Raw genomic sequence first — 13,153 nt, forward strand, 5'->3', positions numbered from 1 at the left:
CCATCAAAAATAAATAATTTTTAGTATTATGTATTATAATATAAAAATTATGCAGTAATTTTGATGCAAATGAAATACGATAGAATTGAAAATTTTATAAACGGCAGGTTTGTTCCAATTGAATCGCAAAGGATAATTCATATCCATTCGCCTATCGACGGCACATTGCTTACGGCATTACCTTGCTCTATAACTACCGACCTGGATATAGCAGTGATAGCCGCCGGGGAAGCTTTTATTACCTGGAGCAAAACACCCATTAAGGAACGTGTCCAGGTTTTTTTCCGGTACAAAGCTTTGCTGGAAAAACATTTGCATGAATTGGCAGCCCTGGGGAGTGAAGAAAACGGCAAAACGATCAGCGAATCTATTGCCGAAATCGAAAAGTGTATCGAGCTGACAGAATTTGCCTGCTCACTCCCCCAGCTGGTAACCGGCGAGCTACTGGAAGTAAGCAAAGGTGTTGAATGCCGCACCGAAAAAGCGCCTTTAGGCGTGGTGGCCTCTATCGTTCCGTTTAACTTCCCCACAATGGTACCCAACTGGACCATTCCTAACGCTATCGCATTAGGCAATTGCATGATCATCAAACCGTCAGAAAAAGTACCCCTGAGTATTGGCCGTATCGCACTGCTGCTAAAAGAAGCCGGTTTACCTGATGGTGTACTTAATATAGTACACGGTGACGCAGAAATTGTGAATGCTATTTGCGATCATCCAGGTATTGAAGCCGTATCATTTGTTGGGTCGACAAAGATCGCCCAACACGTTTATCGCAGGGCCACTCAAAATTTAAAACGATGCCTTGCACTTGGGGGCGCCAAAAACCATTTACTGGTACTGCCCGATGCTGCGCCTGATATGACCGCCCAAAATGTAACTGCCTCCATGAGCGGCTGTGCCGGGCAACGCTGCATGGCGGCTTCCGCGATGCTGGGCGTAGGCCCGGTTGACCATATTGTAGATAAAATTTGTATTGAAGCCAGGAAACTGGTTGCCGGCGATACGCTGGGAGCCGTGATCAACAAGGCATCGCAGGAACGCATTGAACGCTATATTACCGAAGCAGAGGCACAGGGCGCTAAAATACTGGTGGATGGCCGTAACGTAAAGGTTCACGGCAAGGAGAACGGCACCTATGTGGGCCCCACGGTAATAGACTATGTTACCCCTGATATGGCCATTGCCCGCGAAGAAGTATTTGGCCCGGTGATCGCTATCATCCGCACCAATACGCTGGATGAGGCCCTTGCGATTGAAAATGCTAACCCTTATGGTAATGCGGCCAGCGTGTTCACCCAAAACGGTGGCGCTGCACGGTATGTGATCGAGAAAGCAAGCGCAGGCATGGTAGGTGTAAACATTGGCGTGCCGGTACCGCGTGAGCCATTCTCCTTTGGCGGATGGAACGAAAGTAAGTTTGGCGTAGGCGATATTACGGGCAAAAGCTCCATTGAGTTTTGGACCAAACTAAAAAAGAGCACCACCAAATGGAACGCAGAGGCAGGGGTGAATTGGATGAGTTGAGCCCCTCCCAACCCTCCCCTCCGGGGAGGGCTTTAAAAGAGTTAGAAAAAATAAGAATTAAACCAAAAATAAAAAAAGTCTCCCCCGCCGGGGGAGATTATTCATAAATTAATTTTTTTAAAGAGGCATTCATGAATGCTTCGCAATTTAGAGGGGGCTTATATGATAGACACCGAAATCTCAGCAGCACAGGAAATCATCCATGATAACATGGAGCATACCTTATTCTCATGGACTAAACAAAAAGGCATTGACCCGATTGCCGTTAAACGGGCCGAAGGCGTTTACCTGTATGATTATGACGGCAAACGCTATATCGACTTTTCATCGGGGCTGATGAATGTTAACATTGGCCATGGCAACCAGCGGATCACTGATGCAGTGGTTAAACAAATGCAGGAAGTAGCTTACGTTACCCCCAGCTGCGTTACCAAAGCCCGTGGCGACCTCGGCAAAAAGCTGGCTGAGATCTGCCCGGGCGATTTGAACAAAGCATTTTTCACCCTATGCGGCGCTACTTCTATCGAGAATGCTATTAAACTGGCCCGCCTGTATACCGGCAGGCACAAGATCATCAGCCGGTATCAATCCTATCATGGTTCAACTTATGGGGTAATGTCGGCCGGTGGCGACCCGCGTAAAATACCTGCGGATGCACAACAGGCGCCTAATTTTGTACATATTGATATCCCTTACGCCTACCGCTGGCCCTATGGTAAGGATACTTTGCTGAGCGATGCTGTAGCCCAGCTGGAACGGCTGATCGCTTATGAAGGTCCGGGTAATATTGCCGCTATGCTTTTTGAGGGCGAATCAGGCACATCGGGCTGCTTTAAATATCCCGAAGGTTATATGAAAGCCGTTAGAGAGATCTGCGATAAAAACGGCATCCTGCTCATCATTGACGAAGTAATGAGCGGCTTTGGCCGTACCGGGCAATGGTTCGGTTTCCAGAACCATGGAATCGTGCCTGATATGGTGGCCATGGCCAAAGGCCTTACCTGCGGCTACCTGCCTTTCGGCTGTTTAATGGTGACCGATAAGATAGCTGCCAAATATGATGATGCCATGCTGCCGCTGGGCCTCACCTACTCCGCCCACCCGGTTTGCTGTGCCGCTGCTTTGGAAACGTTGCAGATCTACGAAGATGACCAACTGATTGAAAACACCATCGCCATGGGTAAATATGTGGATGAACAGGTAGAACTGCTGAAACAAAAACACCCGTCCATCGGCGACTGGCGCAATACCGGCCTGCTGGGCTGTATCGAACTGGTGAAGAACCGCGACACCAAAGAGCCTATGGCCCCCTTTAATGCCAAACCCGATGAAATGAAGGTAATGAATAAAGTTGCCGCTAAAATAAAAGAACTGGGCATGTACACTTTTGTGCGCTGGAACTTTATCTTTATAGCACCGCCCCTATGTGTTACCAAAGAGCAGATTGACGAGGGCCTGGCGATCATCAGCGAAGCGATAAAGATTGCGGATACTTCTTTAGGTGAAAGGTAAAAGGTGTTTGCAAATCACTAATTCAATAATTAACTAATTCAATAATTAACATGAGAACTTCCTTAATTGTTGCAATTTTACTCACTCAAACCATGTCGTACGCGCAAAAACCAAGGGCCAGGGATATCGGTATCCCCTTTGAAGGTACACCCGGCAAATACAACGCTATTACCGACGTTAAAGGTGTAGAAGTAGGTTTTAGTACGATTATTGAGGGCGAAGGCAAAAATATTATTGGCAAGGGGCCTGCCCGTACGGGGGTTACGGCTATTTTCCCGAGGGGGCAATCCAGCGTGCCGGTTTATGCCAACTGGTACACGCTGAACGGTAATGGCGAAATGACAGGCACCACTTGGGTAACTGAATCGGGCTTTCTGGAAACGCCCATCATGATCACCAATACCAACAGCGTTGGGGTGTGCCGTGATGCGATGCTGAAATGGTTTGTACAGAAAAACTGGATCAAGGAAGAAGGATGGTACACCTACCCCGTGGTTGCCGAAACCTGGGATGGGGTTTTAAATGATATCTACGGCTTCCATGTAACCGAAGCCAATGCCTTTGAGGCCCTTAATACGGCCAAAAGCGGCCCCGTACAGGAAGGCAACATTGGTGGCGGCACCGGAATGCGCTGCCTGGGCTTTAAGGGCGGTACGGGCACCGCCTCAAGGCTGATCAGGATCGGCGACTCGACCTATACCATCGGCGTTTTGGTACAATCCAACTTCGGGCAAAAGAAAAACCTGACTATTGACGGCGTACCCATCGGCATCGAACTAAAGGACACCCTTAATTCCGTCGTACATAAACTGGCACAAAGCCATTACCAGGAAGGCGACGGCTCTATCATCGTGGTTTTGGCTACCGATGCCCCGCTCCTGCCGCATCAGCTTAAACGTATAGCGCAACGCATTGCCCTTGGCGTTGGTAAAGTTGGCGGCCGCGGCGAAAATGGTTCAGGCGATATTTTTATTGCCTTTTCCACCGCTAACCCCGGCGCGTTTAACCGCCAAAAAGTGGTGAGCGTAAAACAGTTTCCGAATGACCAGATCAACCCGCTGTTTGAAGGTACGGTGCAATCCGTTGAAGAAGCCATCATCAATGCCATGGTTGCCGCCGATACCATGACAGGCGTTAACGGCAATACCACCTACGCCCTGCCGCATGATAAGGTGATGGAATTATTGAGGAAATATGGAAGGGTAAAATAAATTAGGCATTATAATATCGAACACCGAATGTCGAATAATGAACGAACATCGCCTTAATTCCTCTAATCTTACGAATCCGGGGTCAGACAAAAAAGCCATCCTTGTTACTGACCATTAAAACCCCAACTGCACGCTTGACAGGCTGAATTGCGGTTCATTTTTTTTGCGGACGCGGTAATAAAAGGGAAAAAACAGGTCGCCCCATTGGGCGATGCCCATCTCTTCGGTTTGGCTGGCAAAATTATAAACGGTGAGTTTGAGCCTGTTTTTGGCCTCATACATCTCGTCCTTAACGGATGGATCAGCATTTACAGGCAATGTTCTGTGGCTAACCCAGGTGGAGTCGTAATTGATGGGGTTCATCGCCATAAACAGCTTCCAGTGCTTATAAGCAGTGGTATCAAGCCCTTTGGTTAGGTTAAAAACGCCGCCGGGTAAGTGCACAAACATTTGGTCGGTTGCACCGCTGGGGTTAACGCCCTGCTGCCAGGTGGCAAATTTAAAGGTATCGTGCGAGGGAACGATCTCAAATACCCATTCCTGCAGGTAGCTGGTTACGTCTTTTGAGTAATACCATTCGTTATTAAAAGCCTTATCCGCTATCAAAACCGGGTCTTCGCCCCCATTGGTCATTTCGTGTTTAAGGGAAGCTTTAATTGGTTTTTTTGCCCCGTTAAACAGGAACCTATATACATAGGCCTTGCGATAGCCCAACAAGGTACAGTTGAGGATATTACCCTTGTTAAAAAGCCTTTCTGGCATGGCCTGTAAAGAATCGGTACTGGTTTTTTGGGCGAAGGACTGTACGGTTGCAAACACCAATAACAGCGGGATCAATTTTTTCATATCAGGATATTTATCGGCAATACACGATTATAACGCTCACCGGTAAATATGCCGTTGGTTGCAAATATCACGTATAAGGCAGTTTTTTAAAATGTGATTTTAGTAGTATAATCAATAGAAATAAACCAAATGGATACCCGTTTTGGTCCATGGTAGAAGGTGGTGGGGCCCGGCTTATTCCCCCATTTGCCATGTGCCATCGACCATGGTCTCACCGGGCTTTCCTCCCGATTAAAACATGCTGTTTTTTAATTCAAGATTAAAAGTTACCTTTACAAAGGAGGATTTGAGCTATGGGGTTACCGCTGCGCATTACATTTAACGATAAAGATTACGTATACCAAATTATTGACAGTAAGCTGATCGATCAGCACAGTACTGAATTGAATTTATTGCTGAACGGCGAAAAGATTGGGTTGATAAAAAACGAAAAAAGGGTTTGGGTACAAAAAGACGATAGCAAAACTATCGATCCGGAGTTGATCCAGGCACTCGGCCGTTCGGTTTCCCTGCGTATGCGGATGTAATGCACCGTTAAAATTCCATAACACTTATTTCAGTCAAGCTGCCCGTCAATATGTGCGCCTATTTCTTCAATAGTGGCAGCAGGCAGCAGCGTTCCGTTCGTTTGGATCCACCCTGCCGCGGCATCGTATTCCATATCGGCCATATAGCGGTTATTGAAATAAACCTTATAGCAGTACCCCTGCAATTGCGCTTCACAAAAAAACAACTTACCCGAATACTTAAGCTCAAAAGCTACCGAGCATTGATCATTATCCATGTAAACAAATTTAAAAATAAATTTATAAAATGCTAATATTTTTAGCATATATTTGTTTTACAAAGGAGCATAGCATGGATAATTTCATTGTACAAACGGATATGGACGCGGTATACATCACCAATGAAACAGCAGGATTTATAATAAAAGCCGAAAAAAACAGGCCGCTAACCTACCAGGATAATGGCGCAATCATTATAGCAACACTTTACCGCGAAACAGCCGGCTTTGAGCAGGTTTGCGATTATGTTTTTGAAGCGGTTAATGCCACAGCAACCTTGGATGCCGACCTGGTACAGCAGGCGGTGAACTATTTTTTTACCAGCTATTTAAACACCAGTTACTTTGTAAAAAAGATCCCGATGTGCTCAAGCCTGTATTCCGGTGCCATATTTGCGGACAATAAGATGGCTTGCCAATCATTATAAATAGCTGCTGCCCTGTTACATTTGGCTGCACGCCGTCGTAATAGTATTAAATTTACATCATGAGATCGTTTATATATTTGCTGATGGCGGCAACAGGGTATATTATCCTGGCTGCCGGCTGTACCAGTACCGGCCACAGCCGTAATAAATGCGGCCCCTGCCCTATGATCGCTATTCAATTGCCGCACATGCAATTTAAGGTAGTGGATAAAACCAGCGCCAACAACCTGTTTTATGGAGCAGGCGCGCCTTATAAATTCAGCCAGCTGGTAATGCACCATTTGGTTAATGGCAAACCGGATAGCGTAGTGCTCAGACCGGACAGTACGTTCGATGGCTTTTATATGTACATCAACACACTGCACAATGTGGATACGGTAACCATGCAGATAGCCAATTTACCGCAGGACATTATTTTATTCAACACTTCAAATACAGGCGGTTGCTGCTCTTTCCTTATGCTTAATTCAATTTCGTACGATGGCAGTGTTGTATTCACCAGCGCTAATGGGCCAAACCTGGTAACGCTGCAAAAATAGCCCGCAGCAATTCAATATCCGTTGTTTGTTTCACCCAAAAACGAACGGATATTTCAATATTAACCTCCCTGGCGCAAGCGCCTTAAGGTTATTTCTCCGTCAAAAACAATCAAAAATTTAATAACAATTACCCCCTGTTTTACGTATAAAGGTAACGAGGTTTACTGCCCGAAATTTAACGGATTGATAATCAAATACATCCGATTTACTTCAAGGCAAAACTTCACGATTAGCTTAAAAAATTACTTACCGGAACAGGACTATTAGATGGAGGATGTTTTAAAACAACAAAAGCCCGAGGTAAGGATGCGGGCGTTCAGGGCTATTGATGAGCCCGAAACCTGTGAACTGTTTATTAAAGGCCACACGGAGGTTTTAACCAGCATTGGTGTTACCAAGGTTACCTCGTCAAAAAACGGGTGGGCAAGCAACCCCGCTGTATTTGTTATTATTGTTGAATCGCTTGACGGCAAAAAAGTATATGGCGGCGCAAGGGTGCATGTTTCGGGCGGATCGGAGCCCTTACCCATTGAACAGGCAACCGGCAAAATGGATCCGGGAATATTTGAACTGGTGTGGACCTACGCGCAGCACGGCACCGGCGAGATCTGCGGCTTATGGAACTCAAACGAACTTGCCGGCTACGGCATCGGCACCCCCCTGCTCATACGTACGCTTATTGCTATTTCATCGCAAATAGGTTTAAAATCTCTCTTCGCTTTATGCGCCCCTTATACTGTAAAACCAGTAGTAAATTGCGGTATGGTACTGGTTGATAGTATTGGCAATAACGGCACTTTTTATTACCCCAAACTTGACCTGGTTGCAACGGCGATGATTTTACACGATGTTTCGGCCTTAAAAAAGGCCCGGGAAGAAGACAGGCTGGCCATATTTGAAATGCGGGGCAAACCGGACAGTTTTAAAATAAACGAATTAAAAAACAAAGAAATTACTATTGATTTTCAGCTAATTATCCCTAATCTTGATCAATGGAACCTGGCTGAAACGATAACAACTGCGTCGCAAACTTTCCTTGGCAATAAAATCGAAGTAAATGTACTTGCTTTTTTTTAAGCAATCAGGCCTGGATACCTTACTATAAAAAAGCATCAAAAAACGCTATGAACAATATATCCCGCTTCCGCGAAGATTTTAATAACGATAAAGAAGTTTACCAACCCATTATACTCCGGCTCGCCAGTACCAGGGATAAACAGACTTTCCAGGAATTACTGGAAGTGGGCAGGGTTAAATTCGTGTGTGATGAAATATACGGTCAGCTGGAAGAACTGATTAAGGTGCAAAACCCTTCCATAAATTTAAAGCCAGATCAATATCCGGAACTTATCGGTAAGCATTTGGCCGAAAGAGATATTCAGGAATATGGCGTATGGGTTTATTACCCCTGGAACCAAAGATTAGTACACCTGTTGGATGAGGAAGAATTTATTGAGGTACGAACAAACAGAAACCGAAATAAAATAACAAGGGAAGAACAGGAAAAACTCAGGACGAAGAAAATTGGTATTGTGGGCTTATCGGTAGGGCAATCCATAGCATTAACTATAGTGATGGAGCGTGTTTGCGGGGAGCTTAGATTAGCTGATTTTGATACAGCTGAGTTAAGCAACTTAAACAGGATCCGGACAGGCGTGCACAACCTTGGGCTCAATAAAACTATTATTGCGGCACGGGAAATTTATGAGATCGATCCATTTTTGAATGTTAAGCTATTTAGCGACGGGCTGAATGACGCCAATATGGATGAGTTTTTTTTGGGAGGAGATAAGTTAGATTTATTTATTGAAGTTTGTGATGGATTGAACATTAAAATAAAAAGCCGTTACAAGGCCCGCGAATTTCAAATACCTGTTGTAATGGATACCAACGACAGGGGCATGATGGACATTGAACGGTTTGACCGTGAACCTGCAAGGCCTATTTTACACGGGCTTGCAGATGGGCTTGACCCTGAAAGCATTGAGCACCTGACTAACGAAGAAAAAATTCCCTATATTCTTAGAATAGTCGGCGCAGATACGATGTCAACAAGGCTAAAAGCATCAATGCTCGAGGTAAAAAAATCTATCAATACATGGCCTCAACTGGCCTCTTCTGTTACTTTAGGCGGGGGCGTTACAACAGATGTTTGCCGTCGTATTTTGTTGGACCAGTTTCACGATTCCGGACGATATTATGTTGATCTTGATGAAATTATTGATGATAAAACGCAAATTGCATTTACCTGAAAAATTAATCGGTTTTAAGCGTAATTTTCTCCTTCTATTATGAAAAAGATTTATTTATGCCTTTTATTCCTGCAAGCCTTTTTTTTACCCAGGGGAATTGCTCAAAAAACTATCATTTTCAGGGGGGCTAATATAGTTATTGGTAAAAATGTAGCTATTCTGGAAGATCGCACAAAACATTTTGATATGAACACTGTGCGCAAATCTACCGGATTTGTCCAGTCGCAAACACAGGTCCCAAACCTGCAACTCAGTACATCTGCCTTTTGGTTACGATTCACAATTAAGAATGAGAGTCCAGAAAAACAGCTGCTGCTCAGCCTTGAATATCCTACCCTGGATGTATGTGAGTTTTACTTTCCGGTTAATGGTGTATACAATGCGGAAAAGTTAAGCGATAATAATTCTTTTTATAAAAGAAAATACAAGCACCAGGACTTTCTTTTCGACGTTCAAATCCCTAAAGACAGTACAGCCACATTTTATCTTAAAGTTCAAAGTAATGAGGCAATGGTATTGCCATTAATATTAGGTACGCCACAAAAAAATGCCGAAAAGGAACTAAACCGAGATATGCTATGGGGTATTCTTGTGGGCATACTATTGGTTATGATACTTTATAATTCTTTTGTATTTATCTCCACAAAGGATATCAGTTATTTATATTATGTGTTGTATACGCTATTTATAGCGCTTACCCAAACTTCATTGTCGGGCTACACTTATCGCTTTCTGTTTCCGAATCACCCGGTATTGTTTGATATGGGTACAATTATATTCAATGCGGTGGCCGGAATCGCGTTTTCATTATTTGCACAATCCTTCCTGGAAATTAAAGAACGGATGCCAATAATGGGCAAAGCATTTAAGTTTCTTATCCTATTATATTCGCTGACTATTATTGCACGCCTGTGCGGATATCCGCTGATCAGTTACAGAATGACCGATGTTGCTGCATTACTTGTAACCGTTATTGGTTTTATTACTTTAATAACGCTGTCACTTAGGGGTTACCGCTCGGCAAAGTTTTTTTTGCTGGCCTGGGCCATGTTCTTTACCGGAATAGTATTATTTGCGTTACGTAATTTAGGTGTGTTGCCTTACAATAATTACACCAATTATACCATGCCGGTAGGTATAGCTTTTGAGGTTATCCTGCTATCCCTGGCGCTTGCAGACAGACTTAACATATTCAAGGCGGAGAAAGAAAAATCGCAGGAAGAAACCTTAAGGGTATTACAGGAAAACGAAAAAATTATCCGGGAACAAAATGTTGTTTTGGAGTTAAAGGTTAATGAACGTACCGTTGAACTAAGCGAATCAAACCACGAACTGAATAAAACGCTCGACGATTTAAAGCAGGCACAGGGCCAATTGGTAGAAGCTGAAAAAATGGCATCGCTGGGCCAGCTCACCGCCGGAATAGCCCACGAAATTAACAACCCGATAAACTTTGTAACATCCAACATTAACCCCTTAAACCGCGATATTAAAATGATCCTTGAGGCTTTTGAGGTGATAGAGAATGTGGGCCTGTCGGATGATTCAGTTGCCGAAAAGCAAAAAAAGATAAAGGCCTATAAAGACGAACTCGATTTTGATTACCTGGCAATGGAGATCAAACATTTGATAAAAGGAATAAATGATGGCGCAAACCGCACGGCCGAAATAGTGAAAGGATTGAGAATATTTTCGCGTTTGGATGAAGACGACCTGAAGATGGCCGATATGAATGAGGGGCTGGATTCAACCCTCGTTATCATAAACAACCAGCTGCAAAACAAAATAAAAGTAGTAAAACAATATGCCGTGTTGCCGCCTATTGAGTGTTACCCCGGGAAACTAAACCAGGTATTTTTAAATATAATTTCAAACGCCATTTACGCGGTACAGAAAAAATTTGGCGAAAACACGGGTGGGGCGATTATTATCGAAACAAGTTACGATGAAAACCATGTATATATAAAGATAAAAGACAATGGAACAGGAATGGATGCCCAAACACAGAAAAAGGTATTTGATCCATTTTTTACAACAAAAGACGTAGGGGAAGGCACAGGGTTGGGCATGTCAATAGCCTACAAAGCCATTAAAAAACATAACGGACAAATAATAATAAACAGCACCTTAAATGAAGGCACTGAATTTATACTACAGCTACCCATAGCTCTGGCAGAAAGCAAATAAAAAGGTAATTTTAAATTCACCAATATTATGTTTTTATGCTGCCAGGTTCGCGTATCTGAGTAGAAAATATAATGTTATTGATAGAGGGGATCGTCATCATCAATATTTATGACTGTAATCACCTAATTGGTTGATAGTAGTCATTTATTACTAATCATAACTTACCTATATTTGTTTAAACCATAAACAGTTAAATTGCAAATGAAACAAAATACCTGCCGAAAAGTTACCTTACCTAAAATGCCGTGCCTGAAAAAATAAAAATATTGTATGTCGATGACGAACCGGAAAATCTGGTTGGCTTTAAGGCATCATTGCGACTTGATTATCAAATATTTACTTCAGTAAACATACCGGATGCTATTTCCTGTCTGGATAATAACCCCGAAATAAGGATCATATTTTGTGACCAAAGGATGCCCGGTAAAACAGGCGTCGATTTTTTTGAAGAGATAAGGGTAACGCACCCCCTGCCGGTGCGTATTGTGTTAACAGCATATACCGATGTGGAATCGATTATTGATGCCATCAATAAGGGGAATATATTCAGGTATGTAAAGAAACCCTGGATAGAGGCTGATATGATATGGGCGATAGAAGAAGCCAATAAATTTTACATGGCCAATTCCATGCTTTCTGTCAAAAATGAAGAACTACAGAAAGCTTATAACGAGCTCAATAAGTTTGCTTACAGCGTAAGCCATGATATACGGGGGCCATTAACCGGAATATTAGGGGCGATCAATCTGGCGAGAGAGATTGACGATACCTCCGAAATAAAGGAAATGCTGTTCCTGATGGAAAAATCAGTAAAAAAACTAAATACTTATGTTTTAAGCATGCACGATTATTATAGCATGCAAAGAGGCGAATTGAAAATAACAGAAATTGATTTTAATAAGATTATTGATGAATTAAAGGCGATTTATATCGTGAATTCAAAAATAAACAACGTTTTGTTCAAGGTAGACATCAAGCAAGATGAAGTGTTTTTATGTGATGAGGCCCCCTTGCGGCTTATTGTAAACAATCTTTTATCAAATGCTTTTAAATACCAGGACCCGAACGGTGAAATAAAATCAGTTGAAGTAAAAATTGTTGTGGCCGAAGGTAATGCCGTAATCCAGGTATGCGACACAGGCATTGGCATTTTGGAAAGCCACCTGGGCGAAATATTCAACCTTTTCTTTCGCTCAAATTCTGCGGAAGTGGGGTCTGGATTTGGGTTATATAATGTAAAAAGTGCATTGTTAAAATTAAACGGCCAAATTGAAGTGAGCTCTGTTTTAAACCGGGGAACAACTTTTAAAGTAACAATTCCATCCATCTGATGAATACAGAACTTTCATTTATTATTATTGACGACAGCGAGCTGGATTGCTATGTAACCCAAAAGTTTTTGCAGCGGGCCAATCAAAATCTCATCATTAAGACATTTAATGATGCGCAGGAGGCGTTGGAACTGATTCGCGACAACAACAACCTGGACACAGTACGTCCCAAAGTAATTTTACTTGATCTGCAAATGCCGGTAATGAGCGGCTTTAAATTTGTTGAGGAATTTGAAAAAATACCAGCGGAAATACAAAACAAATATGTCATCATCGTTTTAACTGTATTATCAACTTCCAACGATCCAAAGGACATCTATAAAATATTAACTTTTAAAACGGTAAAAAGCCTTGTTGAAAAACCCCTTACGCTTGAAAAACTGGCCTCATTGCTGAAGTATGTACCACCTGCAGGCAATAAATAAAATGGTCATGACAACAGCTTTTGCCGCAACAGAAACTCCAATTGATCATTGGATTCTTCCAGCTTTTCATTCATTTTTTTTAGTTGTGCGCGCTCCAGGTATTTTTCATAA

13 protein-coding genes are annotated in these 13,153 nt (G+C 43.0%); 11 read left to right on the plus strand and 2 right to left on the minus strand.

The window, feature by feature from the left end; genetic code table 11:
- Positions 1-69: 69 nt before the first annotated feature.
- From QZY09_RS00335 to QZY09_RS00345, 3 genes are all read left to right on the plus strand, one after another.
- The gene (locus tag QZY09_RS00335; RefSeq protein WP_295666591.1) at positions 70-1,527 is read left to right on the plus strand and encodes a CoA-acylating methylmalonate-semialdehyde dehydrogenase; all 1,458 of its coding nucleotides are present in this window, start codon (positions 70-72) and stop codon (positions 1,525-1,527) included.
- A 162-nt stretch (positions 1,528-1,689) separates the two neighbouring features.
- Positions 1,690-3,039, plus strand: a complete 1,350-nt coding sequence (locus QZY09_RS00340) for an aminotransferase class III-fold pyridoxal phosphate-dependent enzyme (protein ID WP_295666594.1) — start codon at positions 1,690-1,692, stop codon at positions 3,037-3,039.
- A 50-nt stretch (positions 3,040-3,089) separates the two neighbouring features.
- Positions 3,090-4,250 carry a P1 family peptidase gene (locus QZY09_RS00345; RefSeq protein ID WP_295666597.1) on the plus strand — a complete coding sequence of 387 codons (1,161 nt, stop codon included), beginning with the start codon at positions 3,090-3,092 and terminating at the stop codon, positions 4,248-4,250.
- A 114-nt stretch (positions 4,251-4,364) separates the two neighbouring features.
- On the opposite strand, the gene QZY09_RS00350 is transcribed toward QZY09_RS00345, so the two are convergent.
- Positions 4,365-5,096 (minus strand): hypothetical protein, encoded by a 732-nt coding sequence (locus tag QZY09_RS00350; protein WP_295666600.1) that lies wholly within the window; start codon positions 5,094-5,096, stop codon positions 4,365-4,367.
- A gap of 293 nt (positions 5,097-5,389) precedes the next feature.
- Between QZY09_RS00350 and QZY09_RS00355 the strand changes: the two genes are divergently transcribed.
- Positions 5,390-5,623 carry a hypothetical protein gene (locus QZY09_RS00355; RefSeq protein ID WP_295666603.1) on the plus strand — a complete coding sequence of 78 codons (234 nt, stop codon included), beginning with the start codon at positions 5,390-5,392 and terminating at the stop codon, positions 5,621-5,623.
- Between the two features lie 29 nt (positions 5,624-5,652).
- Here QZY09_RS00355 and QZY09_RS00360 read toward each other — a convergent pair whose 3' ends face one another.
- Positions 5,653-5,880, minus strand: coding sequence for a hypothetical protein (locus tag QZY09_RS00360; RefSeq protein WP_295666606.1), 228 nt, complete (start codon positions 5,878-5,880; stop codon positions 5,653-5,655).
- Positions 5,881-5,954: 74 nt separating this feature from the next.
- On the opposite strand from QZY09_RS00360, the gene QZY09_RS00365 reads away from it, so the two are divergent.
- The 7 genes from QZY09_RS00365 (at position 5,955) to QZY09_RS00395 (ending at position 13,042) form a co-directional block, all read left to right on the plus strand.
- Positions 5,955-6,308, plus strand: a complete 354-nt coding sequence (locus QZY09_RS00365; RefSeq protein ID WP_295666609.1) for a hypothetical protein — start codon at positions 5,955-5,957, stop codon at positions 6,306-6,308.
- A gap of 59 nt (positions 6,309-6,367) precedes the next feature.
- Positions 6,368-6,847, plus strand: a complete 480-nt coding sequence (locus QZY09_RS00370; RefSeq protein WP_295666611.1) for a hypothetical protein — start codon at positions 6,368-6,370, stop codon at positions 6,845-6,847.
- Positions 6,848-7,114: 267 nt separating this feature from the next.
- Positions 7,115-7,924, plus strand: coding sequence for a hypothetical protein (locus QZY09_RS00375; protein WP_295666614.1), 810 nt, complete (start codon positions 7,115-7,117; stop codon positions 7,922-7,924).
- A 47-nt stretch (positions 7,925-7,971) separates the two neighbouring features.
- Positions 7,972-9,099 (plus strand): Rv1355c family protein, encoded by a 1,128-nt coding sequence (locus tag QZY09_RS00380; protein ID WP_295666617.1) that lies wholly within the window; start codon positions 7,972-7,974, stop codon positions 9,097-9,099.
- A gap of 39 nt (positions 9,100-9,138) precedes the next feature.
- A complete protein-coding gene (locus QZY09_RS00385) occupies positions 9,139-11,286 on the plus strand; it encodes a 7TM diverse intracellular signaling domain-containing protein (protein ID WP_295666620.1) in 2,148 nt (715 codons plus the stop codon).
- Between the two features lie 245 nt (positions 11,287-11,531).
- Positions 11,532-12,617, plus strand: coding sequence for a hybrid sensor histidine kinase/response regulator (locus QZY09_RS00390; protein ID WP_295666623.1), 1,086 nt, complete (start codon positions 11,532-11,534; stop codon positions 12,615-12,617).
- Positions 12,617-13,042 carry a response regulator gene (locus QZY09_RS00395; RefSeq protein ID WP_295666626.1) on the plus strand — a complete coding sequence of 142 codons (426 nt, stop codon included), beginning with the start codon at positions 12,617-12,619 and terminating at the stop codon, positions 13,040-13,042. Before QZY09_RS00390 ends, QZY09_RS00395 begins: the two co-directional genes overlap by 1 nt.
- Positions 13,043-13,153 lie beyond the last annotated feature (111 nt).

This window comes from uncultured Mucilaginibacter sp. (genome assembly GCF_903913935.1).
Classification (GTDB): Bacteria; Bacteroidota; Bacteroidia; order Sphingobacteriales; family Sphingobacteriaceae; genus Mucilaginibacter.